The sequence below is a fragment of the Microbacterium sp. AISO3 genome (assembly GCF_002204305.1).
Classification (GTDB): domain Bacteria; phylum Actinomycetota; class Actinomycetes; order Actinomycetales; family Microbacteriaceae; genus Microbacterium; species Microbacterium arborescens.
Genome location: NZ_NHRF01000002.1, coordinates 434,434 through 461,405, shown reverse-complemented (window position 1 = coordinate 461,405; position 26,972 = coordinate 434,434). Strand labels below are relative to the sequence as shown.

The 26,972-nt window shown below is 71.1% G+C and carries 24 protein-coding genes and 1 tRNA gene; 22 read left to right on the top strand and 3 right to left on the bottom strand.

From position 1 onward, the window contains the following. Window positions 1-22: 22 nt before the first annotated feature. The 10 genes from hemE to CBF90_RS04945 all read left to right on the top strand — a co-directional run bounded on the left by hemE (window position 23) and on the right by CBF90_RS04945 (window position 10,372). Window positions 23-1,093, top strand: coding sequence for a uroporphyrinogen decarboxylase (hemE, locus tag CBF90_RS04990; protein WP_267879193.1), 1,071 nt, complete (start codon window positions 23-25; stop codon window positions 1,091-1,093). Further along, the gene (locus tag CBF90_RS04985) at window positions 1,090-2,493 is read left to right on the top strand and encodes an NAD(P)/FAD-dependent oxidoreductase (RefSeq protein WP_023950289.1); all 1,404 of its coding nucleotides are present in this window, start codon (window positions 1,090-1,092) and stop codon (window positions 2,491-2,493) included. The genes hemE and CBF90_RS04985 overlap by 4 nt, the downstream gene beginning before the upstream one ends. Further along, a complete protein-coding gene (gene hemQ / locus CBF90_RS04980) occupies window positions 2,493-3,182 on the top strand; it encodes a hydrogen peroxide-dependent heme synthase (RefSeq protein WP_172407787.1) in 690 nt (229 codons plus the stop codon). Before CBF90_RS04985 ends, hemQ begins: the two co-directional genes overlap by 1 nt. Next, the gene (locus CBF90_RS04975; protein WP_088380032.1) at window positions 3,182-4,396 is read left to right on the top strand and encodes a ferrochelatase; all 1,215 of its coding nucleotides are present in this window, start codon (window positions 3,182-3,184) and stop codon (window positions 4,394-4,396) included. Before hemQ ends, CBF90_RS04975 begins: the two co-directional genes overlap by 1 nt. Further along, on the top strand, window positions 4,393-5,373 hold the full coding sequence (gene hemC, locus CBF90_RS04970; protein WP_023950296.1) for a hydroxymethylbilane synthase: 981 nt from the start codon (window positions 4,393-4,395) through the stop codon (window positions 5,371-5,373). Before CBF90_RS04975 ends, hemC begins: the two co-directional genes overlap by 4 nt. Beyond that, window positions 5,370-6,140: a uroporphyrinogen-III synthase gene (locus CBF90_RS04965; protein ID WP_071918000.1), complete on the top strand. Its 771-nt coding sequence runs from the start codon at window positions 5,370-5,372 to the stop codon at window positions 6,138-6,140. Before hemC ends, CBF90_RS04965 begins: the two co-directional genes overlap by 4 nt. Further along, a complete protein-coding gene (hemB, locus tag CBF90_RS04960; protein WP_023950300.1) occupies window positions 6,137-7,132 on the top strand; it encodes a porphobilinogen synthase in 996 nt (331 codons plus the stop codon). Before CBF90_RS04965 ends, hemB begins: the two co-directional genes overlap by 4 nt. Continuing rightward, a complete protein-coding gene (gene hemL, locus CBF90_RS04955) occupies window positions 7,129-8,448 on the top strand; it encodes a glutamate-1-semialdehyde 2,1-aminomutase (protein ID WP_088380031.1) in 1,320 nt (439 codons plus the stop codon). The genes hemB and hemL overlap by 4 nt, the downstream gene beginning before the upstream one ends. A 57-nt stretch (window positions 8,449-8,505) precedes the next feature. Continuing rightward, a complete protein-coding gene (rsmA, locus tag CBF90_RS04950; protein ID WP_064956461.1) occupies window positions 8,506-9,351 on the top strand; it encodes a 16S rRNA (adenine(1518)-N(6)/adenine(1519)-N(6))-dimethyltransferase RsmA in 846 nt (281 codons plus the stop codon). Window positions 9,352-9,451: 100 nt separating this feature from the next. Continuing rightward, complete coding sequence (locus CBF90_RS04945) at window positions 9,452-10,372, top strand: phosphodiesterase (protein WP_023950306.1); 921 nt, start codon at window positions 9,452-9,454, stop codon at window positions 10,370-10,372. Here CBF90_RS04945 and CBF90_RS04940 read toward each other — a convergent pair. After that, a complete protein-coding gene (locus tag CBF90_RS04940) occupies window positions 10,317-11,951 on the bottom strand; it encodes a stealth conserved region 3 domain-containing protein (protein WP_088380030.1) in 1,635 nt (544 codons plus the stop codon). The two genes, CBF90_RS04945 and CBF90_RS04940, sit on opposite strands and share 56 nt — an antisense overlap. An 83-nt stretch (window positions 11,952-12,034) precedes the next feature. On the opposite strand from CBF90_RS04940, the gene CBF90_RS04935 reads away from it, so the two are divergent. The 8 genes from CBF90_RS04935 to CBF90_RS04900 all read left to right on the top strand — a co-directional run bounded on the left by CBF90_RS04935 (window position 12,035) and on the right by CBF90_RS04900 (window position 18,952). Beyond that, entirely contained in the window at window positions 12,035-13,108 is a 1,074-nt protein-coding gene (locus tag CBF90_RS04935; RefSeq protein ID WP_088380029.1) for an aldo/keto reductase, read from the top strand. Next, complete coding sequence (locus CBF90_RS04930) at window positions 13,105-14,049, top strand: 4-(cytidine 5'-diphospho)-2-C-methyl-D-erythritol kinase (protein WP_023950313.1); 945 nt, start codon at window positions 13,105-13,107, stop codon at window positions 14,047-14,049. Before CBF90_RS04935 ends, CBF90_RS04930 begins: the two co-directional genes overlap by 4 nt. Then, window positions 14,046-15,359 carry a GNAT family N-acetyltransferase gene (locus CBF90_RS04925; RefSeq protein ID WP_071918005.1) on the top strand — a complete coding sequence of 438 codons (1,314 nt, stop codon included), beginning with the start codon at window positions 14,046-14,048 and terminating at the stop codon, window positions 15,357-15,359. The genes CBF90_RS04930 and CBF90_RS04925 overlap by 4 nt, the downstream gene beginning before the upstream one ends. A 109-nt stretch (window positions 15,360-15,468) precedes the next feature. Next, window positions 15,469-15,759 carry a DUF427 domain-containing protein gene (locus tag CBF90_RS04920; protein ID WP_023950318.1) on the top strand — a complete coding sequence of 97 codons (291 nt, stop codon included), beginning with the start codon at window positions 15,469-15,471 and terminating at the stop codon, window positions 15,757-15,759. Between the two features lie 4 nt (window positions 15,760-15,763). Beyond that, window positions 15,764-16,585 carry an ABC transporter ATP-binding protein gene (locus CBF90_RS04915; RefSeq protein ID WP_023950321.1) on the top strand — a complete coding sequence of 274 codons (822 nt, stop codon included), beginning with the start codon at window positions 15,764-15,766 and terminating at the stop codon, window positions 16,583-16,585. Between the two features lies 1 nt (window position 16,586). Continuing rightward, a complete protein-coding gene (locus tag CBF90_RS04910; protein ID WP_023950323.1) occupies window positions 16,587-17,270 on the top strand; it encodes an ABC transporter permease in 684 nt (227 codons plus the stop codon). After that, window positions 17,267-17,980 carry an ABC transporter permease gene (locus tag CBF90_RS04905; protein ID WP_023950325.1) on the top strand — a complete coding sequence of 238 codons (714 nt, stop codon included), beginning with the start codon at window positions 17,267-17,269 and terminating at the stop codon, window positions 17,978-17,980. The genes CBF90_RS04910 and CBF90_RS04905 overlap by 4 nt, the downstream gene beginning before the upstream one ends. 54 nt (window positions 17,981-18,034) lie before the next feature. Beyond that, entirely contained in the window at window positions 18,035-18,952 is a 918-nt protein-coding gene (locus tag CBF90_RS04900) for an ABC transporter substrate-binding protein (RefSeq protein WP_023950327.1), read from the top strand. Between the two features lie 57 nt (window positions 18,953-19,009). Here CBF90_RS04900 and CBF90_RS04895 read toward each other — a convergent pair whose 3' ends face one another. After that, a complete protein-coding gene (locus CBF90_RS04895; protein WP_088380028.1) occupies window positions 19,010-20,833 on the bottom strand; it encodes an ABC-F family ATP-binding cassette domain-containing protein in 1,824 nt (607 codons plus the stop codon). Between the two features lie 59 nt (window positions 20,834-20,892). Beyond that, window positions 20,893-21,411 (bottom strand): MarR family winged helix-turn-helix transcriptional regulator, encoded by a 519-nt coding sequence (locus tag CBF90_RS04890; RefSeq protein WP_023950331.1) that lies wholly within the window; start codon window positions 21,409-21,411, stop codon window positions 20,893-20,895. Window positions 21,412-21,509: 98 nt separating this feature from the next. Here CBF90_RS04890 and CBF90_RS04885 point away from each other — a divergent pair. The 4 genes from CBF90_RS04885 to CBF90_RS04870 all read left to right on the top strand — a co-directional run bounded on the left by CBF90_RS04885 (window position 21,510) and on the right by CBF90_RS04870 (window position 26,897). After that, window positions 21,510-21,581, top strand: a tRNA-Gln gene (locus tag CBF90_RS04885). 1 nt (window position 21,582) lies between these two features. After that, window positions 21,583-23,055 carry a bifunctional UDP-N-acetylglucosamine diphosphorylase/glucosamine-1-phosphate N-acetyltransferase GlmU gene (glmU, locus tag CBF90_RS04880; RefSeq protein WP_023950333.1) on the top strand — a complete coding sequence of 491 codons (1,473 nt, stop codon included), beginning with the start codon at window positions 21,583-21,585 and terminating at the stop codon, window positions 23,053-23,055. Next, the gene (locus CBF90_RS04875) at window positions 23,030-24,064 is read left to right on the top strand and encodes a ribose-phosphate diphosphokinase (RefSeq protein WP_023950335.1); all 1,035 of its coding nucleotides are present in this window, start codon (window positions 23,030-23,032) and stop codon (window positions 24,062-24,064) included. Before glmU ends, CBF90_RS04875 begins: the two co-directional genes overlap by 26 nt. Window positions 24,065-24,191: 127 nt before the next feature. Beyond that, complete coding sequence (locus tag CBF90_RS04870; protein ID WP_088380027.1) at window positions 24,192-26,897, top strand: HAD-IC family P-type ATPase; 2,706 nt, start codon at window positions 24,192-24,194, stop codon at window positions 26,895-26,897. Window positions 26,898-26,972: the final 75 nt, after the last annotated feature.

The following is a 26,972-nucleotide window of genomic DNA, read 5'->3' as shown; positions in this document are numbered from 1 at the left end:
CGCCACCGGCTCGAGCCGGCTCGTGCGCACCCTGCTCGGCGAACGCGTCGAGAAAACCCCCGTCTGGTTCATGCGCCAGGCCGGCCGGTCGCTGCCCGAATACCGTGCGCTGCGCTCGCAGGGCACGATGCTCGACGCCTGCCTGACGCCCGAGCTCGCCAGCGAGATCACGCTCCAGCCCGTGCGCCGCCACGGCGTCGACGCGGCGATCTTCTTCAGCGACATCATCGTGCCGCTGGCGATCCTCGGCATCGAGGTCGAGATCGCGGCCGGGCGCGGCCCCGTCTTCGCCCAGCCGCTGCGCACGGCGGCCGACATCGCCCGCGCGGTCGAGATCGATCCCGCTCTCGTGCGCGAGCGCGGCGAGGCGATCGCCCGCGCCGTGGAGCTGACGACCGGGATGCTGGCCGAGGAGTCCGAGTCGCGCGGCGAGCCGCTGCCGCTCATCGGCTTCGCCGGTGCCCCGTTCACCCTCGCCGCCTACCTCGTCGAGGGAGGGCCGTCGAAGGATCATCTGGCCGCCCGCCGCCTGATCCACGAAGACCCGGCTGCCTGGCGAGCGCTGACGGAGTGGCTCGCCCGCGTGACGGGGGAGTTCCTCGCGCTGCAGGTCGAGTCCGGCGCCAGTGCCGCGCAGCTGTTCGACTCGTGGGCGGGGGGCCTGCCGCCCGAGGACTACCGTGTGGCGGCGCTGCCGGCATCCGCGGCCTCTTTCGAAGCCGTGCGCGCGCTCCCGGTCCCCGCCGGCGCGGGCATCGATCACATCCCGCTCGTGCACTTCGGTGTCGGGACGGGCGAGATCCTGCGTGACATGGCCTCGATCGGCATCGACGCCCTCGGAGTCGACTACCGCGTGCCCCTCGACGAGGCCGCTCGTCGGGTCGGCGGCGACCTGACGCTGCAGGGCAACCTCGACCCCGCCTTGCTCTTCGCTCCGGCCGAGGTCCGCGACGCGGCGATCGCGCGCATCCTCGAGGCCGGGCGCGCGGCACGCGCACACGTGTTCAACCTGGGTCACGGAGTGCCCATGGAGGCGGATCCCGACGCGATCAGCTCCGTCGTGCGCACCGTCCACGCGTGGCGGTCGGCATGACCGTCGAGACCGACGTCGTCATCGTCGGGGCCGGCATCGCCGGGCTCGTCGTCGCGCTCGAGGCCGTGACCGCGGGAGCGCGCGCGACTGTCGTCGAATCCGACGATCAGATCGGCGGGATGCTGCGCCGCGGGCGCATCGCGGGGGTCGACATCGACCTGGGGGCGGAGTCCTTCGCGAAGCGCACCGACGCGGTGCCGCGACTCATCGCCGACTTCGCCCTGCCGCTCGAGGTCGTCGCACCGCGGTCGGGGCCCGCGCACCTGGTATCGCAGCACGGCGTCGGCCTGCCCGGCGCCCGGTGGAGCCGGCTGCCCCTGCCGAGACGGACGGTCATCGGCATCCCGGCCGACCCGCTGGCACCCGACGTCGTCGCGATCGTCGGCGACCGCGCCGCCGAGCGAGCTGCCGCCGAGGTTCTGGACGCGCCCGTCGATCCCACCGCTTCGCTCGCCGACGTCGTCGAAGAGCGCCTCGGCGAAGGGCTCCTCCGCGACCTCGTGGATCCGCTCTGCCGCAGCATCTACTCGCAGCCCGCCGCGGCCGTTCCGCTCCCGCGTCTTCACCCGAAGATGTGGGAGGCGTTCGAGCGCACGGGCTCGTTGCTGGCGGCAGCTGCGGAGGTCGCCCCGAACGCTCCGGGCGGAACCGCCGTCGGGGGAATCGCCGGAGGAATGTGGCGGCTCGCCGACGCCGTCGCACGCCTCGCCGCCGAACGCGGCGCGGTGATCCGCACCGGCACCGCGGTCGGCCGGGTCGACCCGGCGCCCGGATCCGGCGTCGCGGTGACGCTCGCGGACGGCGAGACGATCCGCGCCGATCACGTCGTCATCGCAACCGGCCCGCGGGGTGCCGCGAATCTGCTCGGGCGAGACAGCCGCGCCATCGATGCGGGGGCGACAGCACCGATCCAGCCCGCGGTCCGCCTGCTCACCGCGGCGGTCACCTCCGACGACCTGTCTGCGGAGCCCGTCGGATCGGGCGTCATCGTCGCTCCGGGTGCGCGTACCGCGGCCAAGGCCCTGACCCACATCGACGCGAAGTGGGCCTGGGCGCGAGAAGCGCTGCCGGAGGGGACGCACCTCGTTCGCCTCTCGGCGCGCGCCGACGACACCGCGGGCCTCGACTCCGCCGAGGCCGTGGCGCGCGAGATCTCCCACCTCACGGGCGCTCGCGTCGATCGCGGTGACATCGGGGAGGTCATCACCACCCGGTGGCGCGACGCCGTCGTGCCGGCCGAGTCCGACTCCTGGACGGCGACGGTGATGGATGCCGCGGCCCGCGGCATCCACGTCACCGGAGCCGTCGCGGCCGGTACCGGGCTCGCCTCGGTCATTCCGCACGCCCGCGCGCTGGCCCATGAGCTCTTCGCTGTTCCCTCCGTTCGAAAGGAGTCCTGATGACCGAACAGATCCCGCTCGGTTACACCCTCTTCGCGATCCTCGCCGGTCCGCGACCGCGTCACCAAGCGCCCACCGACGCCGACCTCGCCGAGCTCGAGCGCGTCGTCGCCGGTCTGCCCGAGGCCGGCGTCACCGTGCGCGGACTGTACGACGTCACCGGCATGCGCGCGGGCGCCGACCTGATGGTGTGGCTGCACACGGCTTCCGGCTCGGACGACGATCCGGCGGCTCTGCAGCGCGCGCTGCGCGAACTGCGCCGCACGGCGGCCCTCGCCGCCTTCGACCTCGAATGGAGCGCCATGGGCGTTCATCGCGAGGCGGAGTTCAACAAGCGGCACGTTCCCGGCTACCTCCGCGGCGAGCCCGCCCGCGACTGGCTGTGCCTCTACCCGTTCGTGCGCAGCTACGAGTGGTACCTGCTGCCCGAGGAGGAGCGTTCGGCGATGCTCGCCCAGCACGGCCGCCGCGGTGCGAAGTTCTCGGACGTCATCGCCAACACCGTCACGACCTTCGCCCTGAGCGACTACGAGTGGCTGCTGCCGCTCGAGAGCGACGAGCTGATCAGCCTCGTCGACCTCATGCGCGACCTGCGCGCCACCGATGCGCGGCGTCACGTCCGCGAAGAGGTGCCCTTCTACACCGGACGACGCGTCGAGGTGTCCGAGCTGGCGGAGGTGCTGTCCTGATGAGCGCGAACGAGTTCCGTCCCAAGCCCCCGCGTGCCCAGAGCGCCCCGCCGTGTGCGCCCGGCTGCGCGGTTCCCGCCGCCGGTCCCGCGTCGTGCGGGGGAGCACCCCACGTGAGCGAGCCCACGTCGTACGACGCGCTCCTCCTTCTCGGCTTCGGCGGCCCCGAGGGCCAGGACGACGTCCTGCCGTTCCTGCGCAACGTCACGGCTGGTCGCGGCATCCCCGACGAGCGCCTCGAAGAGGTCGCCCACCACTACCGTCACTTCGGCGGGGTGTCTCCCATCAATCAGCACAACCGCGAGCTGAAGGCCGCCCTCGAGACGGAGATCGCCGCGCGCGGCCTCGGCCTGCCGGTCTACTGGGGCAACCGCAACTGGATGCCGTACGTCGACGACGCGCTGCGCGAGCTGCACGCCGATGGGCACCGTCGCGTCATCGCGCTCGCCACCAGCGCCTACAGCTCGTACTCCTCGTGCCGCCAGTATCGCGAAGACCTGGCCGACGCCATGGAAGCGACGGGACTGGCGGGCGAGGTCGAGATCGACAAGGTCCGGCAGTTCTTCGACCACCCCGGATTCGTCGCCCCCTTCGTCGACGGCATCCGCGACGGACTCGCGAAGGTGCGCGAGCGCGGCATCGCCGACGAGGACATCGAGATCCTCTTCTCGACGCACTCGATCCCGAACTCCGACGCCGACCGTTCCGGCCCGCCCGAGCGCGGCTTCGGCCCCGGTGGCGCGTACGTCGCCCAGCACACCGCGGTCGCCGAGGCGATCGTCGCCGAGCTCGGCACGACGAGCCCCTGGCAGCTGGTGTTCCAGAGCCGGTCGGGCCCGCCGTCCGTGCCGTGGCTCGAGCCCGACATCAATGACGCGATCTCCGAGCTTCCCGCCGCGGGGCGCAAGGCGGTGCTGATCGTGCCGCTCGGGTTCGTCAGCGACCACATGGAGGTGCTCTGGGACCTCGACACCGAAGCGATGGAGACGGCCGAGGAGCACGGACTGTTCGCGGTGCGCACCGCGTCGCCCAGCACGCACCCGGCCTACGTGGCGGGTCTGGTCGACCTCGTCGAGGAGCGGCTCAAGGGCACACCCGCCGACGAGCGCCCCGCCGTGACCTCGCTGGGGCCCTGGTACGACGTATGCCGACCGGGATGCTGCGAGAACAAGCGTCTGGGCTTCCAGCCGGCGCTCGCGGGGGTGGCGCCGTGACAGCCGGCACTCACGCCGCCGACGCGACCGACGTCCCCGTCCTGCGTCTCGGGACCCGCGCGAGCCTGCTCGCCACGACCCAGTCGCGCCATGTCGCCGACGCGATCACCGATGCGACCGGCATCCCCGTCGAGCTCGTCGAGATCACGACGGACGGTGATGTGCTGACCGGCTCGCTCGCGCAGATGGGCGGTACCGGTGTGTTCGCCACCGCCCTGCGCGAGGCTCTGCTGCGGGGCGACTGCGACCTCGTCGTGCACTCGATGAAGGACCTTCCCACCGCGCCCTACCCCGGACTGACCATCGGGGCGGTGCCGCCACGGGCCCCGCAGCGCGACGTGCTCTGCGGGCCGACCGCCCAGACGACCCTCGACGGACTGCCCGAGGGGGCCGTCATCGGCACCGGGTCGCCGCGCCGCGTCGCCCAGGTGCTGCGCCGCCGACCCGACCTGCGCGTGCGCGACATCCGCGGGAACATCGACACGCGTCTGCGGAAGATGCGCGACGGCGACTACGACGCCATCGTCCTCGCCGAGGCGGGACTGCGGCGCATCGAGCGCGACGGCGCCATCGGCGAGGTCTTCGGGCTCGACCGGTGGCCGACGTCGGCCGGGCAGGGAGCGCTCGCGGTCGAGATCCGCACGGTCGACCTCGACGGGCCCATCGGCCGCGCGGTCGCGCTGATCGACGACGCCGAGTCGTCCTCGCGCGCCCTCCTCGAGCGCGCGGTCCTCCGCCGACTCGAGGCCGGATGCGCCGCGCCGGTCGGGATCTCGGTCACCGGGCTCGCAGCCGAGTCCGTCTTCGTCGCCGAGGTGTACGCGCCCGGGGGCGACCGCACGGTGCGCGCCCAGCGTGCCCTGCGCGCCGACCTGACCTCCGAGGGCGAGCGTGAGTCGGTCGCCGCCGACGTCGTCGCCGAGCTGCTGGACGGCGGTGCTGCGGACATCGCCGATCTGCCGGGGACGAGCCGATGACGGGCGGTCTGAGCGGGCGCCGCATCCTGATCCCCCGCGGGGGAGCCTGGGGTGAGCGCGTGCGCGCCGAGGTCGAGCGCCGCGGCGCGACGGGTGTGATCGCACCCCTCATCGAGTCGCGGCCCCCGCGCGACCTCGCGGCCCGCGACGCGGCCTTCGCCGCTCTGGCGGCGGGGGAGTACGCCTGGGTCTTCATCACGAGCGCGGCCACCGTCGAGCAGCTCGTCGCGCAGCGCGTGAGCATCCCGATCGGAACACGCATCGCCGCCGTCGGGCGGCCGACCGCGCGCGCCGTCGCCGACGCGGGCTTCGAGGTCGAGTTCGTGCCGGTGGGCACCTCGTCCGCGACGAACATGATCGCCCAGTGGTGCGCCGGTCGCTCACCGCGATCGACGGGGCGCTGTCTCGTGCTCCGCTCGGATCTCGCGATGGCCGTCATCAGCGACGAGCTCGAGCTCCAGGGCTACGAGGTCGACGTCTGCATCGCGTACCGGACGGTGGGGGTCGATCTGACCCCCGAGATCGCCGAGGAGGTGCGCACCGGGAGGATCGACACCGTCCTGCTCACGTCGCTGAGCGTCGGGCGCGAGCTCCGCCGCCAGGTCGGCATCCCCGGGCGCGAGGTGTTCATCGCCTCGATCGGCCCCGGCACCACGCGCGACGCCGAGAAGCTCGGCTACACCGTGCACCACACCGCACATTCGCAGAGCGTCGACGCCCTCATCGCAGAGCTCGACGCGCGACCCGCACCAGAGGATTCCCCATGAGCACCTTCCCCGAGCGGCGCCTGCGCCGCACGCGTCGCACCCCCGCGATGCGCCGCCTCTCGACCGAGCACCACCTCGTCGCCGCGCAGCTCGTGCTGCCGGTCTTCGTGAAGGAGGGCATCGACCAGGCCTTGCCGATCGCCAGCATGCCGGGCGTCATGCAGCATCCGATCGAGGCCATCGCGAGCGTCGTGACGGATGCCGCGGACGCGGGCGTCGGCGGCATCATGCTGTTCGGCGTGCCCGCCGTCCGAGACGCCGAGGGCTCGGGGGCGGTCGCTGAGGACGGCATCCTCAACCGTGCGATCCGTGTGGCGCGCGACGCGGCGCAGGGACGCATCACGGTGCAGGCCGACCTGTGCCTCGACGAGTTCACCGATCACGGGCACTGCGGCCTGCTCGCCGCCGACGGCTCGGTCGACAACGACGCGACTCTCGAGGTCTATGCCCGGATGGCGCTCGCCCAGGCCCGGGCCGGCGCCGAAGTGCTGGGGCTGTCGGGGATGATGGACGGCCAGGTGGCCGTCATCCGAGCCGCGCTCGACGAGGCCGGACACAGCGACGTCGCGCTGCTGGCCTACTCCGCGAAGTACGCCTCGGCCTACTACGGGCCGTTCCGCGACGCCGTCGAGTCGACCCTGCAGGGCGACCGTCGCACCTACCAGCTCGATCCCGCCAACGGGCGAGAGGGCGTGGCCGAGGCGATGCAGGACATCGCCGAGGGTGCCGACTACGTCATGGTCAAGCCCGCCGGCCCCTACCTCGACGTGCTCGCTCGTGTCGCCGATGCCGCGACGGTGCCCGTGTGGGCGTACCAGGTGTCGGGGGAGTACGCGATGATCGAGCTCGCCGCCCGCGCCGGTGCGATCGACCGCGAGCGCACGATCGCCGAGTCGCTCGTAGGCATCCGGCGCGCCGGCGCCGACGTCATCCTCACGTACTGGGCCCGCGAGGTGGCCGATTGGCTCCGCGCCGGAAAGGACTTCGCATGACCCGCAACGACGAACTGTTCGACCGTGCCCGGGCGGTCATCCCCGGCGGTGTGAACTCGCCGGTCCGCGCTTTCGGATCGGTGGGCGGCACGCCCCGTTTCTACGTGTCGGCGACCGGCCCCTATGTCACCGACGCGGAGGGGCGTGATTACGTCGACCTCGTCGCCAGCTGGGGTCCGGCGCTGGTCGGTCACGCGCATCCCGAGGTCATCGACGCCGTCGTCGACGCCGCTCGACGCGGTCTGTCGTTCGGCGCATCGACACCCGCCGAGACCGAGCTGGCGGAGGAGATCCGTCGCCGGGTGCCGATCGCCGAGAAGATCCGCCTCGTCTCGACTGGCACGGAGGCGACCATGACCGCCATCCGTCTCGCGCGCGGGGCGACCGGGCGCGATCTGCTCGTGAAGTTCTCGGGTCACTACCACGGCCACTCCGACGGCCTGCTGGCGCAGGCCGGCTCCGGGCTCGCGACCCTCGCACTGCCGGGATCCGCGGGCGTCCCCGCCCCCATCGCCGCGCAGACCCTCGTGGTGCCCTACAACGACCGTGCCGCTCTCGAAGCCGTCTTCGCCGAGCACGGCGCGAACATCGCCGCGGTGATCACCGAGGCCGCCGGCGCGAACATGGGCGTCGTCCCGCCCGCGCCGGGCGTCACGACCTTCCTCCGCGAGCTGACGAACCGCCACGGCGCGCTGCTCATCAGCGACGAGGTCCTGACCGGGTTCCGCTCGGGGCCGTCGGGATACTGGGGAGTCCTGCGCGAGGCGGGGGAGGACGTCGCGCCCGATCTGCTGACCTTCGGCAAGGTCGTCGGCGGCGGCCTCCCCGTCGCCGCGCTGGCGGGACGCGCCGAGATCATGGATCTGCTGGCGCCCCTCGGGCCGGTGTACCAGGCCGGCACGCTGTCGGGCAATCCCGTCGCTGTCGCCGCGGGCCTCGCCACGCTGCGCCTCGCCGACGCGGACGTCTACGCCCGCATCTCGCGAGCGGCCGACACGGTCTCGGTCGCGGCCTCGGCCGCGCTCGATGCCGCCGGTGTGCCGCACGTCGTCCAGCGGGCCGGGACGCTCTTCAGCGTCTTCTTCGGCTCGGCGGTCGTCGCGGGCGTCCCCGACTACGAGACGGCGACGCGTCAGGATGCCGGGGCTTATGCGGCCTTCTTCCACGCCATGCTCGAGGCGGGGGTGTCGCTTCCCCCCTCGGCGTTCGAGGCGTGGTTCCTCACGGCAGCGCACGACGACGTCGCCCTCGGCCGCATCCTCGAGGCGCTGCCCGGCGCCGCGCGGGCTGCCGCCGCCGCATCCGCCGACGCATGAGCCGCGCGTCGCGTCGTCCGTGGGGCGGCGCGGCGCGGCGCAACTAGGCTGGTCCTCATGCCTGTGACCCTGCTCGGTGCCGCCGAGATCCGCGCCCTCGCGGCCGAACTCGACGTGACTCCGACCAAGAAGCTCGGGCAGAACTTCGTCGTCGACGCCAACACCGTCCGCAAGATCGTGCACGCGGCGCGCGTCCAGCCGGGCGAGCGCGTCGTCGAGATCGGCCCGGGGCTGGGCTCGCTGACGCTCGCGATCCTCGAAGCGGGTGCGCGTGTCACGGCCGTAGAGATCGACCACCGCCTCGCCGCGCACCTGCCGGTCACCGCGGCTCGGCACGGCGTCGACGCCGATGCGCTGACGGTCGTCGACGCCGATGCGCTCCGGGTGACCGAGCTGCCGGGTGAGCCGTCGGTGCTCGTGGCGAACCTGCCCTACAACGTCAGCGTGCCCGTGCTGCTGCACTTCCTCGAGACCTTTCCGTACCTGCAGCGCGGTGTCGTGATGGTCCAGGCCGAGGTCGCGGAACGGCTCGCCGCCGCGCCCGGCTCGAAGATCTACGGCTCGCCGAGCGCGAAGGCCGCGTGGTACGGATCGTGGCGCCTCGCCGGGACGGTGTCGCGGCAGGTGTTCTGGCCCGTTCCCAACGTCGACAGCCTGCTGGTCGCCTTCGAGCGGGACGCCGAGCCCCGCGGCGACGACGACCTCCGCCGCCGCACCTTCCAGATCATCGACGCCGCGTTCGGACAGCGCCGCAAGATGCTCCGTCAGGCGGTCTCACCGCTGTTCGGCGGCACCGCGGCGACGGCGTCCGCCGCTCTCGAGGCCGTCGGCATCGACCCGACCCTGCGCGGCGAGCAGCTCACGATCGACGATTTCGTCCGGCTGGCGGCATCCGTTCACTGAATGATCATCAGCGCGTCATCGGGTTCTCCCGAAACATGCCGGTAACATTCGGGGCGAGCCGCGAGCGCCGCGGCGAGCATCACCCGACCCGGAAGAGACGATGCGAAGCGCCGAGTACCCGGCACCCGAGAGGGTGCTGCTGCACCTGAGCGACACCCACTTGCGAGCCGCCGGCTCGCAGCTCTTCGACCGCGTCGACGCGGCCGCGCACCTGCGCCGCGCCCTCGACGCGATCGAGGCGGCGGCCCTCCGTCCCGACGGGATCGTCTTCACCGGCGACCTCGTCGACCTCGGCGAGCGCGGCGCCTATGCCGAGCTGCGCGACCTGGTCGAGCCGTTCGCCGAGCGCCTCGAGACGCGCGTGTTCTGGGTGATGGGCAATCACGACGACCGTGCCGGCTTCCGCGAGACGCTGTGGCGCGAGTCCGGCACCGCTGAGGCGGCCGACCGGGTCGACGAGATCGACGGGCTCCGGCTGATCACGCTCGACACGAGCGTTCCCGGCTCACACCACGGCGAAGTGCGCCCCGCGCAGCTCGCGTGGCTGCGCGAGGTGCTCTCGACGCCCGCGCCGCTCGGATCGATCCTCGCGATGCACCACCCGCCGGTGCCCAGCGTGCTGCCGCTGGCCGCGAGCGTCGAGCTGCGCGACCAGCGCTCGCTCGCCGCCGTCCTGGCCGGATCCGACGTCCGCGCCATCATCGCCGGGCACCTGCACTACTCGACCTTCGCGACCTTCGCCGGTATCCCGGTCTCGGTGGCTTCGTCGACCTGCTACGCGCAGGACCTCACGGTCCCGGTGGGCGGTACCCGCCCGCAGGACGGCGCCCAGTCGTTCAACTTCGTGCACGTCTACGACGACACGGTCGTGCACTCGGTGGTGCCGATCGACGCGCCGACGACGCTGGAGTACACCGACGCCGGCGAGGCCCAGCGGCGACTGGCCGAGGCCGGGATCGCTCCCGTCAGCGCTTCACGCCGGAGCGCGCCGCCGACGCGTCCCGTACCCGTCCTTCGCTGACGGCCGGGATCTCCCACGGCGCCCGGATCGGGAACATCCGCTCCAGCACGTCGCGCAGCGACGCCACGCGGATCTCTTCGGGTACCTCGGTCTCGCCGCCGTCGTTCAGGCAGAACATGTCGATGTCGCGGCGCTTCGCGAGACGCTCCATCCCGGCGAGCGAACGCGCGAGGGTGGTCTGCACGTACCGTGTGCGCGGCACCGACGTCGGCAGTGCACGCCCGGTGAACATCGCGTAATAGTGGTACAGCGAGTTCGTCACCGAGATGTCGGTCGCGGCGCGGAAGCGGGATGCCGCGGTGCGGCGGAAGTCCTCGGGGAAGGTCTCCTCGAGCTCCTGCATCACACTGCGGCGCAGCGGAGCGGCGCAGTGCTCCAGGTCGCGGACGATGACGCGGCCGAACCGCTCCTGCAGGAGGGCACGGTTGACGCGCAGGCCGTTGTCGTGACCCGACCGCTCGAGCCGCGGGTCGCCCGAGCCGATGCGGACGTCGCATTCGACGAACGACGAGACGCCGCCGGGCGAGAAGAACAGCTCGGGGTGCACCGGGCGACCGAAGAACATGTCGTCGTTCGAGTACAGGAAGTGCTCCGCGAGCCCCTCGATGCGGTGCAGCTGCGCTTCGACGGCGTGGGAGTTGTGCGTCGGTAGCGTAGACGGATCGGCGAAGAACTCCTCGCTGCGAACGATCGTCACCTTCGGGTGGTCGGCGAGCCATGCGGGGGCGGGGGAGTCGGTCGCGATGAAGATGCGGCGGACCCAGGGCGCAAACATGTGGACGCTGCGCAGCGCGTAGCGCAGCTCGTCGACGTGGCGGTACCGGGCCGGGCCGTCGTCGCCCTCGCCGACGACGTACTCCGACAACTGCGCCGCGCGCTGCCGCTGGAACTCGCTCGCCGAGCCGTCGACCCACGAGAACACCATGTCGACGTCGTGGGTGATCTCGCGGGGGTGGGGGTCGAGCATGCCCGCGACGGTCTGCCACTCGCGGCCGTACCGGGTCGCCGTGACGATGTCCACGTCCTGAGCGGGCGTGATGCGCCGCATGAGCGCGTTGGCCTGCGGGGCCTCCACGGAGGTCTCGCCGAAACGCCAGAACTCCACCCGCACGCCGTACTCGTGGTCGTAGCGCCGGCCTCCCGTCGCGGTCACGCGCGGACGGTACGCGCGGAGGGCGTGCGGCGCGGAGTCGGGGATGACGGCGTCGGCAGCGAACACCGGAGCCGTTCCCTTCGCCTTCAGATACAGCGGCTCGCGCCGACCGAGAGTGCGCAGTGCCGTCGCCGTCCGCTCCGCGTCCGCGAGGTCGATCGCGAGCGCGGGGGTGTGGAGATCGTGACGGATCATCAGCACGCGGATGCCGGCGGCGTCGAACGCCTCCGCGAGCAGCAGCAGATCCGCGGTGCGGGCGGCTTCGGGCGTCGTCGTGTCGTGGACCAGGCGCAGAACGCCCTCGTCGAAGACGACGTCGTCGCGTTGCGCGGGCAGGTCGATCCAGGGGTTCTCGCGGCGGGGCAGAGCGGAAAGGGCCAGGGTTTCCTCCTCGGGGAAAGATGTCTTCTTAGGCAGAGTAGACATTCTCCGTTACATCGGTGTTTCCGTGCACCTCGGATATCCCTGCGGGGGCGGGGCTCGGCCCGACGAGCTGTCGATAGGCTCGGATCGTGACCGCCTCGCCCCGCTTCCCCGCTTCGCGCGGCGGAGACCTGCACCGTCCCTACACCGCAGCACCCGATCGCTACGAGAGCAGCGGGTACCGCCAGGTCGGCTCGTCCGGACTGTTCCTGCCCCCGATCTCGCTCGGGCTGTGGTGGAACTTCGGCGACAACATCCCCTTCGACCGCCAGCGCGAGGTGCTGCGTCACGCCTTCGACCGCGGCATCACGCATTTCGACCTCGCGAACAACTACGGGCCGCCCTACGGCTCGGCGGAGACGAACTTCGGCCGCATGATGCGCGAGGATCTCGCCCCCTACCGCGACGAGCTCATCATCTCGTCGAAAGCGGGATACGACATGTGGGACGGCCCGTACGGCAACCACGGGTCGCGGAAGTATCTCATCGCGAGCGCCGAGCAGTCGCTGAAGCGGATGAGCGTCGACTACGTCGACATCTTCTACTCCCACCGCGAGGACGACACGACCCCGATCGAGGAGACGGTCGGCGCGCTCGACGCGCTCGTGCGTCAGGGCAAGGCGCTCTACGTCGGGATCTCGTCGTACTCGGCGGAGAAGTCCGCGCGCGCCGCCGCGGTGGCACGCGACCTCGGCACGCCGCTGGTGATCCACCAGCCCTCCTACTCGATTCTCAACCGCTGGATCGAGGACGGCCTCACCGACCAGTTGCGGACCGACGGGATGGGTGCCATCGGCTTCATGCCGCTGCAGCAGGGACTCCTGACAGGGCGATACCTCGATGACGGCACGTCGGAGCGGTCCATGCAGCGCTTCTCGCTGCCGGACGACGGGCGGCTGTCGGCATCGGCGCTGGCAGGGCTGCGCGAGCTGGGCGACCTCGCCCGCGAGCGCGGGCAGACCCTCGCGCAGCTCGCCATCCGGTGGACGCTGCGCGACCCCGTGGTCGCGTCGGCTCTCATCGGCGCATCGCGCACGGCTCAGCTCGACGAGAACCTCGCCGCCCTCGATGGTCCCGACCTGACCGACGACGAGCTGCGGCGCATCGACGACATCGCGGCTCGCATCGGCTCGATCTGGGACGGGCCGGACGGGTCATGAGCCTCAGTGCCGTCCCCGACCGCGTGCGTGTGCGGGCACCCGGCAAGATCAACCTGTTCCTCGACGTCGGCTCGGTGCAGGACGACGGGTACCACGACGTCGCCTCCGTCTATCAGGCCGTCTCGCTCTACGAGGACCTGGTGGCCACCCCGGCGGACGACTTCACCGTGAGCGTCCGCGACGAGACCGGCGCGCCCGTGCCCGGCGTTCCGCTCGACGATCGGAACCTCGCCCTGCGTGCTGCCCGCATGGTGGCGCGCGAGGTCGGCTATCTCGGCGGCGTGCACCTCGACATCCGCAAGGCCGTCCCGGTGGCCGGAGGGATGGGCGGGGGCTCGGCGGACGCCGCGGCCGCACTGGTGGCGTGCGACGCCCTGTGGGGGGCGGGGCTGACCTCGCCCGCTCTGCAGGAGATGGCGTCGCGCCTGGGTGCGGACGTCCCCTTCTCGCTCATGGGCGGCAGCGCCGTCGGCACGGGACGCGGGGATCGACTGAGCCCGGCGCTGGGGCGAGCGCGCTTCGACTGGGTCCTCGTCATCGCCGACGGCGGCGGTCTCTCGACCCCCGAGGTCTACGCCGAGCTCGATCGGCTGCGCGCCGATCGCCGTCCCGACATCGCGCCGCGTCCCGAACCGCCGGAGGTCGACCCTGTCGTGCTGCAGGCCCTGCGGTCCGGCTCTCCCGACCTGCTCGCGACGGCCCTGCGCAACGACCTGCAGGAAGCGGCATGCGAGCTGCGTCCCGACCTGCGTGAGCTGCTCGATCGCGCCGGCGAGTTCGGCGCCCTCGCGGGTCTCGTGTCCGGTTCCGGGCCCACCCTCGCCTTCCTGGCGGCCGATGCCACCGCCGCGCAGAGCATCGAGCACGACCTGTCCGCGATGGGCCACCGGGCCCGTCATGTCTCCGGCCCGGTGACGGGCGCGAAAGTGATGACACGATGACCGAAACCCCGAACCCCCTCCTGCATCGCGACGTCGACGAGGCGTCCCGTCGTTCCCTCGCCGAGCGCGGCCTGACCTATCGGACCGTGCCCCCGCACGAGCGGGCCTTCGAGGGGTGGATCCAGGCGGTCTCGCGCGGCTTCCAGGACGGCGAGCGCTCGGCCGAGCAGATCGCGGGCGCGCGCGGTCGCAACAGCGCGCGACGCTTGACGGGCGTGTTCGACGAGAGCGGTCCGATGCCCGAGGTCGCCGTCGGCACGATCGCGTCGTGGCCGTCCGAACTCACGGTGCCGGGCGGGACGATCCCCGCGGGCGCCATCAGCGCCGTCACGGTCGCGCAGACGCACCGCCGCCGCGGCATCGCTCGCGCCCTCCTGGAGGGCGAGGTCCGCACCGTCGCAGCGGCCGGGCTGCCGATCGCGATGCTCACGGTGACCGAGTCCACGCTCTACGGCCGCTACGGTTTCGCGTCGGCGGCATCGGCCGCGATCCTCGACATCGACACCCGTCGGGTGCGCTGGGCGGGTCCCACGCCCGACGGTCGTCTCGACTTCATCGACCGGACCTCCGCGCGCGACGTCGTCGCAACGCTCCACGAGCGCACGCGTCGCCGCACCCCGGGCGACATCGCGCTGCCGCCGGGACACGGCGATCGCTTCACCGGCACCGACCCCGATGCCAAGGACGGCGGCGACATCCGGTGCGTGCAGTACCGTGACGCGGCGGGCGAGGTGCGCGGCATCCTCACCTACGCGCTCGCGCCGCACGAGCGCGACATCGTCAAGGGCACCGCGAAGGTCACGATTCTCATCGCCGAGACCGACGACGCCTACGCCGCGCTCTGGCGGTTCCTGCTCGAGCTCGATCTGGTGGCCCACGTCCGCGCGGAGCTGTGCTCGGTCGATGAGCCGGTGCTGTGGATGATCGGGGACCGGCGGGCGGCGTCGGTCTCGGTCTTCGACCACCAGTACCTGCGCATCGTGGATGTGCCTGCCGCCCTCCGTGCGCGCACCTATGGTGCCGCGGGTCGCCTGCTGCTGCGAGTGAGCGATCCGCTCGGGATCGCTACGGGGGAGTACCTCCTGACGATCGATGACGGCGGCGCGGGCACGGTGTCGACGGCGGCGGATGCCGATACGACCGGCGCCGATGTGCTCGACCTGTCGGTCGTCGAGCTCGCCGCCGTCTATCTCGGTGGTGTGTCGCCCGAGACTCTCGGGCGGGCCGGCCGACTGACGGGCACCGACCTCGCGGCATCCACGCGGATGTTCGCGTCGACGACGGTGCCGCGCGTCGGTCTCTGGTACTGACCGCCGGGTCGGGATGCGCTGCTTTAGTCCATTTCGCGACATGACGCAACACGGCCCGGGTGTCGGCTCCGAACGCTAGCGTGAGAGACCACAACGGGAGGGCGGCGCCATGCGTGCACGACTGGGCGACACGATCATCGCCGAAGCCGACGAGAGCGATCTCGTCCGGATCGAGGGCAACTGGTACTTCCCGCCGCGGAGCGTCGCGCCGGGAGTCCTGACCGAGAGCGACACGCCCTATACGTGCGCCTGGAAGGGTGACGCCCAGTACTTCGATGTCGCCGGCTCGCCCGACAAGGCATGGTCGTACCCGACGCCCTATCCGACCGCGATCGAGCGCGTGGGCACCGACTTCTCGGGATACGTCGCGTTCGACCGCTCGGTCGTCATCGAGAGCTGAGCGCGTGATCGAGTTCCGCGACGTCGTCAAGGAGTTCCCCGACGGCACCCGGGCGGTGCAGGACTTCTCGCTCGTCATCCCCTCGCACAAGACGACCGTCTTCGTCGGATCGTCCGGGTGCGGCAAGACGACGCTCCTGCGCATGATCAACCGGATGGTCGAGCCGACCTCCGGTGCCATCGAGATCGACGGCGAGAGCGTCGCGACCGGATCGCCGGTGCAGCTGCGCCGCCGTATCGGCTACGTCATGCAGAACTCGGGTCTGCTGCCGCACTTCACCGTCGCGGACAACATCGCCACGGTGCCCGTCCTCACCGGCACGAGCCGGCGCGATGCGCGTCGCCGGGCGCTCGAGCTCATGGAGACGGTCGGCCTCGACACGCGCATGGCCGACCGCTATCCGAGCCAGCTGTCGGGCGGTCAGCAGCAGCGCGTGGGGGTGGCCCGGGGCCTCGCCAACGACCCCAACATCCTCCTCATGGACGAGCCGTTCGGGGCGGTCGACCCCATCGTGCGAGACGAGCTGCAGCAGGAGCTGCTGCGTCTGCAGCGCGAGCTCGGCAAGACCGTCGTCTTCGTCACCCACGACATCGACGAGGCTTTCCTCCTCGGCGACCAGGTCGTGATCCTCGCGGCCGGTGCCCACAAGCTCCAGGTCGGCTCGCCCAGCGAGATCATCCGCGACCCGGCAGACGAGTTCGTCGCGAGCTTCATCGGCGTCGACCGGGGCAAGCGCGCCCTGCACGTCGAGCGGACGGCCAACGGTGCGGTGCTCGTCGACTCCGAGGGGCGCACGCAGGGCGCCCTGGTCGAAGGAGACGCCTGAGGTGTCGTGGATCTGGTCGAACCTCGACCTCATCTTCTCGCTCGCCCTCGATCACATCCGGCAGAGCGTCATCGCGATCGTGCTGGGACTCGTGCTCTCCGTGCCGCTCGGCTGGGTCGCGTGGCGCTACCGCCTGCTGCGCGGGTGGGTGATCACCCTCACGGGACTGCTCTACACGATCCCCTCTCTCGCCCTGCTGGTGCTGCTTCCCAGTGCACTCGGATACGGCATCCGCACCGAGACCAACCTCATCGTCGGCCTGACGATCTACGCGATCGCGATCCAGACCCGTTCGGTGGCCGACGGGTTCGACTCGGTCGACCCGGGCGTCCGGCAGGCGGCGACGGCCATGGGATACGGCGGGTTCCGCCGGTTCTGGGCGGTCGACCTGCCGCTGTCGGGCCCGGTGCTGCTCGCGGGCCTGCGGGTCATGGCCGTCTCGACCGTGTCGCTCGCGACCGTCGGCATCCTCGTCGGCGTCACGAACCTCGGGTATCTCTTCACCAACGGCATCCAGCGCCGTCTGCTCGAGGAGGTGTTCGCGGGCATCCTCGCCGTCGCGATCATCGCTCTCGTCATCGACGCGCTGCTCGTCGTCATCGGACGCGTCGTCATGCCGTGGGCGCACGCCGGATCGGTCCGACGCGACCGCCGCGCGCGCCGCCGACGGGAGGCGACCGCATGAACGTCTTCGTCGACGCGATCGCCTGGGTGCTCGACCCCGCTCAGTACACCGGCAGCAATTCGGTGCCGTTCCTGATCGGCCAGCAGCTGTTCTACACCTTCGTCTCAGTCGTGATCGCCGCGCTCATCGCGGTGCCGATCGGCTGGGCCATCGGTCATACGGGCAAGGGACGCGAGTTCGCCGTCGCCGTGTCGGGGGCTGCGCGGGCCATCCCGTCGTTCGGACTGCTGATCCTGCTGATCCTGCTGCTCGGCGTCACCCAGAAGACCGAGGCGGCGTTCATCACCTTCGTCGTGCTCGCGATCCCGCCGCTCCTCGCGGGCGCGTACAGCGGGCTTCAGGCGATCGATCGACGCACGATCGACGCGGCTCGCGCGGTCGGCATGACCGAGTGGCAGATCCTCTGGCGTGTCGAGGTGCCCCTCGGCCTGCCGCTGCTGATCGGCGGGCTGCGCTCGGCCGTGCTGCAGGTCGTGGCGACCGTCACGATCGCCGGGTACACCGACCTCGGCGGGCTCGGCTTCCGCATCATCCAGGGCATCGACCTCCGCGCGATCGACCAGGTGCTCGGCGCCGCCCTGATCCTCGCGCTGCTCGCCCTCCTGCTCGACGCCGTCTTCGCCCTCCTCCAACGCCTCAGCGTGCCGCGTGGCGTCCGTGCCGCCGACGCCCCGCAGCGCCGCCGCCGGCCCGTCGCCGCGACCGCCTGACCGACCATCCCGACCCACAGCACCGAACCTTCGCATCACCGAAAAGAGGAACCCATGTCCCGCTTCACCACCCGCCGCCTGTTGACGGCCGGTGTCGGCGTGCTCGCCGCCACCACCCTGTTCGCCGGATGCGCGAGCTCCGACCCGCTCGCGGAGGGCGGCGGCGAGTCGGCGGCCCCGGCCGACGGCACCATCGTCATCGGCTCCCAGGACTACTACTCCAACGAGATCATCGCCGAGATCTACGCGCAGGCCCTCGAGGGTGCCGGCAAGACCGTCGACCGTCAGTTCACGACCGGTCAGCGCGAGGCGTACCTGCCCGAGCTCGAGAGCGGGTCGCTGACGCTGTTCCCCGAGTACACCGGCAACCTGCTGCAGTACTTCGACGAGGACACCACCGCCCGCACCTCCGAGGACGTGTACGCCGCTCTCGCCGACGCGCTCCCCGAGAACCTCACGGTGCTCGATCAGGCGACCGCGAGCGACCAGGACTCGTACACCGTGACCGCGGCGTTCGCCGAGCAGTGGAACCTCACCACGATCGCCGATCTCGCGAACGTGACCGAGCCGCTCACCCTCGGCGGTCCTGCCGAGCTCGAGCAGCGTCCCTACGGCCCGACGGGTCTCGCCGACACCTACGGCATCGAGGTCGGCTTCCAGGCCACCGGCGAGACGACGGTCGACGACCTCGTCGCAGGCACGGTCAACGTCGCGAACGTCTTCACGGCCGACCCGCGCATCCAGACCGACGACCTCGTCGTGCTCGAAGACCCCGAGGGCCTCTTCCTCGCCTCCAATGTCGTCCCGGTCGTGAACAAGGACCTCGCGGGCGAGGTCGAGGACACCATCAACGCCGTCAGTGCGAAGCTCACCCCCGAGGCCCTGGTCGCCCTGAACGTCCAGAGCACGGTCGACAAGCTCGAGCCGGCCGCGATCGCGAAGAAGTTCCTCGAGGACAACGGACTCGTCTGATCCCGCACGAAGCCCCCGGTGCGCATCGCGCCGGGGGCTTCGTCGTGCGGTGCGCAATCAGCCGTCGATGGCCTCGCCGAGCTCGAGCCAGCGCTCCTCGAGCGTGGCCGTCTCGGTGACGAGCTCGTCGCGTCGTCGCTGCAGCCCCATGATCCGCTCGAAGTCGTCGTGTGCATCGGCGAGCTGCGCATCGACGGCCGCGATCTCGCCCTGGATCTTCTCCAGTCGGCGATCGATGGCGGAGATCTCCTTCTCGGCGGCGCGGCGCTCGGCTCCGCTCAGCGTCGGAGCCGCCGGGCTCGTCGATCCTGTGCCCGAACCCGAGGAGGGGGCCGAGGTCGCAGCGTTCGCGCCGGTGCGCTCAGGCTGCTCGCGCCGCAGACGGAGGTACTCGTCGACGCCGCCGGGAAGGTGCCGCAGCCGTCCGCCGAGGATGGCGTACTGCTGGTCGGTCACGCGCTCGAGGAAGTACCGGTCGTGAGAGACGACGATGAGCGTGCCCGCCCACGAGTCGAGGAGGTCTTCGATCGCCGCGAGCATGTCGGTGTCGAGGTCGTTGGTCGGCTCGTCGAGGATCAGCACATTGGGCTGGTCGAGCAGGATGAGCAGCAGCTGCAGACGCCGCTTCTGTCCGCCCGAGAGGTCTCTGACGGGCGTCGACAGCTGCGCCGAGCTGAAGCCCATCCGCTCCAGCAGCTGCCCCGGCGTCAGCTCCTGCGCCTTCGACCCCGATCCGACCGTGTAGCTGGTGCGGAGGTTCGAGATGACGACGCGGACGGGCTCGTCGAGATGCTCGTCGAGCTCGCTCATGCGCTGCGAGAGGGTCGCCACCTTGACGGTCTTGCCGTGCTTGACGCGTCCCGCGGTCGGCTCGACGGTGCCGGAGATGAGCCCCAGGAGGGTCGATTTGCCGGCGCCGTTCACGCCGAGGATGCCGGTGCGCTCGCCCGGCGCGATGCGCCACTCGATCTTCTCGAGCACGACCCGGTCGCCGTAGCTGACACCGGCGTCGAGGACGTCGACGACATCCTTGCCCAGTCGCGACACCGCGAGCGACTGCAGCGCGACCCGATCGCGGATCTCGGGGACGTCGGCGATCAGCTCGTTCGCGGCGTCGATGCGGAACTTCGGCTTCGACGTGCGGGCGGGGGCGCCGCGGCGCAGCCAGGCCAGTTCCTTTCGGGCGAGGTTCTGCCGCCGGGCCTCGATGGCGGCTGCCTGCCGGTCGCGCTCGACCCGCTGCAGGATGTACGCCGCGTAGCCGCCCTCGAACGGTTCGACGATCCGGTCGTGGACCTCCCACGTCGCGGTGCAGATCTCGTCGAGGAACCAGCGGTCGTGCGTCACGACCAGGAGCGCACCGGAACCCGCCGACCACCGGCGCTTGAGGTGCTCTGCGAGCCACGAGATGCCCTCGACGTCGAGGTGATTCGTCGGCTCGTCCAGGAAGATGACGTCGTGATCGCCCGCGAGGAGCGCGGCGAGGGAGACCCGGCGACGCTGACCGCCCGAGAGACCACGGATCGGGCCCTCCCAGTCGAGATCGCCGAGAAGCCCCGCGATGACGTCGCGCACCCGGGCGTCGCCCGCCCACTCGTGATCGGCCAGGTCACCGACGACGGCGTCGCGCACCCGGAGGTCGTCGTCGAGGTCGTCGGCCTGCGCCAGGACCCCCACGCGGATGCCGCCGCGGACGGTCACCCGGCCGGAGTCGGGCTCGACGAGCCCCGCGAGCATGCGCAGAAGGCTCGACTTGCCGTCGCCGTTGCGGCCCACGATGCCGATGCGGTCGCCCTCGTCGACACCGAGGGAGACCCCGTCGAACACCACTTTGGTCGGATACTCGAGGCGAAGGCCCTCGGCTCCCAGAAGATGCGCCATATTGCTTCCAGGCTAGGCCACCGCTGCCGGGCGCACGCTGTCAGCGAGGCTCGGACACCTCAGGCGGACGGTGGCGGGGGAGTGCCGTCGAAGCCCAGCGACAGTTTGCGCAGGAGTGAGGCGAGGCGGTCGCGGTCGCTCTTCGACAGACCGGCCAGGAGCACCGCCTCCGCGTCGACGAGGCGCGTGATCGCGGCATCCACGCGGATGCGTCCGTCATCGGTCAGGGTGACCAGGACGCTGCGCCCGTCACCCGGGTCGGACTCGCGCCGCACGAGCCGGCGGGCGACGAGCCGGTCGATGCGATTGGTCATCGTGCCGCTCGAGACCAGGGTCTGCTGGAGGAGCTGCTTAGGGCTCAGCTGGTAGGGCTCGCCGGCGCGGCGGAGGGCCGACAGGACGTCCCATTCCCAGGGCTCGAGATCACTGCGGCGGAAGGCTTCGCGACGCGCGCGGTCGAGATGGCGCGACAGTCGATCGACGCGCGAGAGCACTTCGAGCGGCGAGAAGTCCAGGTCGGGACGCTGCAGCGACCACGCACCGACGATGCGGTCCACCTCGTCGGTCTCGTGTGCCATGGCCCCATTATCGCGAACCGGGCGCGCGACACAGGCGCCGCGGAGACGGGGCGCCGTGCGCTCTGGCAGACTTGTCGGGCTGCACCTCGGTGCGGCGGTCCGCCGTGGTGTAATGGCAGCACGACAGCCTTTGGAGCTGTGAGGTCTAGGTTCGAGTCCTGGCGGCGGAGCATGAGCGACACCCAACTCGATCCCCGTCTCGCCGTCGTGATCCTCGCCGCGGGCCAGGGGACGCGGATGAAGTCGTCCCTCCCGAAGGTGCTGCATCGCATCGGGGGCCGTCCGCTCGTCGGTCATGTGCTCGACACGGCCCGCGACCTCGCCCCCGCCCATGTGCTCGTCGTCGTCCGCCACGAGCGCGACCGCGTCGCGGAGGCCGTGCTCGGCGTCTCTCCCGAGGTCGTCGTCGTCGACCAGGACGAGATCCCCGGCACGGGACGGGCTGTCGAGGTCGCGCTCGACCAGCTCCCGGAGTTCGCGGGCGACGTGCTGGTGCTCAGCGCCGACGTGCCTCTCCTCGACGACGGCACGCTCCGCGACCTGCTGCGCACGCACCGCTCGACCGGCGCCGCGGCCACGATGCTGAGCGCACGGTTGTCCGACCCCACCGGCTACGGCCGCGTCATCCGCGATACCGCCGGCGGCGTCGACCGGATCGTCGAGCACAAGGACGCGACGGACGCCGAGCGAGCCGTCGACGAGGTCAACGCCGGGGTCTACGCGTTCCAGGCGGGGCCGCTGCGCGAACGTCTCGGCCGGATCAGCACGGCCAACGTCCAGGCCGAGAAGTACCTCACCGATGTCGTGGGGATGCTGCGCGCCGACGCCCTCGCCGTCGCCGCACAGCCGGTGGTCGACCCGACCCTCATCGTCGGCGTCAACGACCGCGTGCAGCTGGCCGAGGCCGGACGCCTCCTGAACGCGCGCACGGTGCGCCGCTGGCAGCTCGAAGGGGTCACCGTGCAGGACCCCGCCACGACGTGGATCGACGTCACGGCTACGCTCGCCCCCGATGTCACCGTCCTGCCGAACACGCACATCCTGCGGGCCACCGCGATCGCGGAGGGTGCCACGGTCGGCCCCGACACGACACTGACCGACTGCGAGGTCGGCGCGGGCGCCTCGGTCACCCGGAGCGACGCGACGCTCGCCGTCATCGGGGCGGGGGCGACCGTGGGGCCCTTCTCGTACATCCGGCCGGGCACGCAGCTGGGAGAGCGCGGCAAGATCGGCACGTTCGTCGAGACGAAGAATGCCGTCATCGGCGAGGGCAGCAAGGTTCCGCACCTGTCGTACGTCGGCGACGCCGAGATCGGTCGCGGCGTGAACCTGGGCGCGGGCGCGATCACCGCGAACTACGACGACCTGGCCAAGCACCGCACCGTCATCGGCGACGAGGTCCACGCCGGCTCGCACAACGTCTTCGTCGCGCCCGTTAAGATCGGTGAGGGCGCCAAGACCGGCGCCGGAGCGGTCATCCGCAAGGACGTGCCGGCCGGTGCTCTCGCGCTCAGCGTCGCCCCCCAGCGCAATGTCGCAGGGTGGGTCGAGAAGAACAGACCCGGTACTGCAGCCGCCGCAGCAGCGGCACGCGTGCGGTCTTCACAGGAAGCGGACGATGGCTCGCAAGAAGAACACGGTTGACCTCGACGTCTCGCGGGGTATCGCCCCGGGACTGGTCGCCAAGACCAAGAAGCGTCTCGTCGTGGCATCCGGTGGCTCGCACCCCGCGCTGTCGGCCGATGTAGCCACCCAGCTCGGCACGGAGCTCGTTCCCACCGAGCACCGCACGTTCGCGTCGGGCGAGATCCTCACCCGCTTCGAGGTGTCGATCCGCGGCTGTGACTTCTTCCTCGTCCAGTCGTTCGGTCCGCCGGTCAACGAATGGCTGATGGAGACGCTCATCATGCTGGATGCGGCGAAGCGCGCATCCGCGAAGCGCATCACCGTCGTCGCGCCCTACTACCCGTATTCGCGTCAGGACAAGAAGGGCCGCGGACGCGAGCCCATCAGCGCCCGCCTCGTCGCGGACCTGTTCAAGACCGCCGGCGCCGACCGCGTGATGAGCGTCGATCTGCACGCCGCGCAGATCCAGGGCTTCTTCGACGGCCCCGTCGACCACCTGTTCGCCAAGCCGGTCCTGCTCGAGCACTTCGAGCGCACGCTCAGCCCGGAAGACCGCGACAAGCTCACCGTCGTGTCACCCGACACCGGTCGCGTTCGCGTCGCGGACACGTGGTCCGACAGCCTCGGCGCCCCGCTGGCCATCATCCACAAGCGTCGCGACCCGAACGTCGCCAACCAGGTCACCGTCAACGAGATCGTCGGCGACGTGCGCGGACGTGTCTGCCTGCTGGTCGACGACATGATCGACACCGGCGGCACCATCGTCAAGGCCGCGCAGGCCCTGAAGAACAACGGCGCCGAGCGGGTCATCGTCGCGGCCACGCACGCGGTCTTCAGCCACCCGGCGGTCGAGCGACTCCAGGACGCCGCGATCGACGAGGTCGTCGTCACCGACACGATCCCGCTCGGTGAAGACAAGCGGTTCCCCGGCCTCACCATCCTCCCGATCGCCCCGCTTCTGGCGCGCGCGATCAAGGAGGTCTTCGAGGACGGATCGGTCACCAGCATGTTCGACGGCGCCGCCTGACTCGACCTGACCCCGGCAGGGTGACCCCGGCGCTGCATCGAGCGTCGGGCTCGGGACGGGGCCGCACCGGGATGTTCTCCGGCGGCCTCCGGTGTACCGCAAAGCCGCACGCCGTAGGATCGGCCCCATGGCTGCCCCTGTCTCCGAGGCGGATCTCGAGTCGCCTCGCTCGTACGCCCGTCCCGTCGACGAGGTCGCCGCGGCTCTCAGAACCAGCGCCGACGGCCTGAGCTCGGATGAAGCGGGGCGGCGCCTCGACGCGGTGGGGCCGAACGTCCTTCCCGAGGCCAAGCGCACGCCCGCGTGGCTGCGGTTCCTCTCGCACTTCAACGACACGCTGATCTACATCCTGCTGGCCGCCGCCGCGATCAAGGCGGTCATGGCGGACTGGCTCGACGTGTGGGTCATCCTCGCCGTCGCCATCATCAACGCGGTGATCGGGTATGCCCAGGAGGGGCGCGCCGAGAAGGCTCTCGCGGGCATCCGCGGCATGCTGTCGTCGGATGCGAGCGTGCGCCGAGACGGCTCGTGGCGGAGTGTGCCCGCCGCCGAGCTCGTGCCCGGCGATGTCGTGCGCCTGTCACCGGGCGACAAGGTTCCGGCCGACCTCCGGCTCGTCCAGGCGAGCCAGCTGCGCATCGACGAGGCGGCGCTGACCGGCGAGTCGGTACCGGCGTCGAAGCATACCGATCCGGTCGACGCGGATGCCGGCGTCGGCGACCGGGCGTCGATGGCGTTCTCCGGCACGATCGTGTCGGCGGGACAGGCCCGCGGAATCGTCACGGGCACGGGCGCTCGTACCGAGATCGGCAAGATCCAGGAGCTCGTCGGGGGCGCCGGAGCCCTGACGACGCCTCTCACGAAGCAGCTGGACGCGTTCGGGCGGGTCCTGACCCTCGTCATCCTCGGGATGGCGGCCGCCATGATGCTCATCGGCCGATTCGTGCACGGGATGCCGTTCGGCGAGCTCGTCTCGGCCACGATCGGTTTCGCGGTGGCGGCGATCCCGGAAGGGCTGCCGGCGCTCGTGACGATCACTCTGGCGATCGGTGTCCAGCAGATGGCCCGGCGTCGCGCCATCACGCGGAAGCTTCCCGCTGTCGAGACGCTGGGCTCGGTGACGACCGTCTGTTCCGACAAGACGGGCACGCTGACGAAGAACGAGATGACGGTGCGGCGGATCGTCACCCCGGTCGCGCGCTACGACGTCTCGGGGCTGGGCTACGAACCGGCGGGCGAGATCGAGCGGACCGATGGGGACGGGCGTTCCGGCGGTGATCTGTCGGCCGTCCTCGCCGTAGCGGACCTCTGCAACGACGCGAACGTCGTCTCGGATGACGACGGTTGGAAGCTCGTCGGTGAGCCGACCGAGGGTGCGCTGCGCGTCGTCGCGATGAAGGGCGGACACGACGGTGAGGCAGAAGGCGTCCGGCGCGTGGACGTGCTCCCGTTCGACTCGGAGAACAAGTTCATGGCGACCCTGAACGAGGGCGCCGACGGGTCGCGCGCTCTCCTCGTCAAGGGCGCGCCCGACCGGCTGCTCGACCGCTCGACGCGCCAGCGCGGGGCCGCGGGGCCGGAGGAACTCGACCGCGAGTTCTGGGATGCGGTCATCGCCGAGCTGAGCGCCGAGGGCCTGCGCGTGCTCGCCGCCGCGCGCAAGCCGTCGCGCCTCGACGAGGTCGGGATCGACGACGTCGACGAGCTGGAGTTCCTCGGCCTCTGGGGCATCCTCGACCCCCCGCGCCCCGAGGCCGTCGAGGCGATCGCCGACTGCCACCGGGCCGGCATCCGCGTGAAGATGATCACGGGCGACCATGCGGGAACGGCCGTCGCGATCAGCCGTGAGATGGGGCTGGTGTCGGATGACGAACCCCGCGTGCTCACCGGCGGCGAGCTCGAGTCGCTCAGCCAGGAGAAGCTGAAGGATGTCGTCCGCGACGTCGACGTCTACGCGCGGACGAGTCCCGAGCACAAGATCCGTATCGTCCGAGCGCTCCAGTCGCACGGCGAGGTGGTCGCGATGACCGGTGATGGCGTCAACGACGCCCCCGCGCTCACCCGCGCGAACGTGGGAGTCGCGATGGGGATCAAGGGCACCGAGGCGACGAAAGAAGCCGCCGAGATCGTGCTCGCTGACGACAACTTCGCCACCATCCGTTCCGCGATCCGCGAGGGGCGCCGGATCTACGACAACCTGCGCAAGTCGATCGTGTTCCTGCTGCCCACCAACGGGGCCCAGTCGCTCGTGATCCTCGTCGCCGTCGTCTTCGGGTTGGCGCTGCCGTTGTCTCCCGTGCAGGTGCTGTGGGTGAACATGGTCACGGCGGTGACGCTCTCGCTCGCCCTCGCGTACGAGCCGGCCGAGCCGGGGATCATGTCGCGACCGCCCCGGTCGAGCGGCGGGTCGATCATCTCGCTGCGCGAACTTCTGTTCGTCCTCATCGTGTCGGTGATGATCGGGGGAGCGACGCTCGCGGCGTTCGCGATCGTTCGAGCAACGGGCGCCGAGCTGGATGTCGCCCGGACGGTCTCGGTCTCCGTACTTGCGCTCGGCCAGCTGGCGTTCCTGTTGAACTGCCGGTTCTTGCGCCGTTCGAGCCTGACCCGGGATGTCCTGCGCGGCAACCGGGTGATCTGGTGGTCGGCTGCAGCCCTCGTCGGCTTGCAGCTCATCTACACGTACGTGCCGTTCATGAACGCGCTGTTCGAATCGCGGCCGCTCTCGGCGCAGGCCTGGCTGCTTCCGCTGGGGTTCGCCGTGGCGATCTTCTTCGCGGTCGAAGGGCTGAAAGCGCTGTGGCGCGCGCCGGAACTCGATGCAAACGCATAGGAACGACAGAGGGGAGCCATGGCGACGGGCCGCTAGCGTGAGATCAGCCCACCTCCCCCCGGAGGGGCACGACAC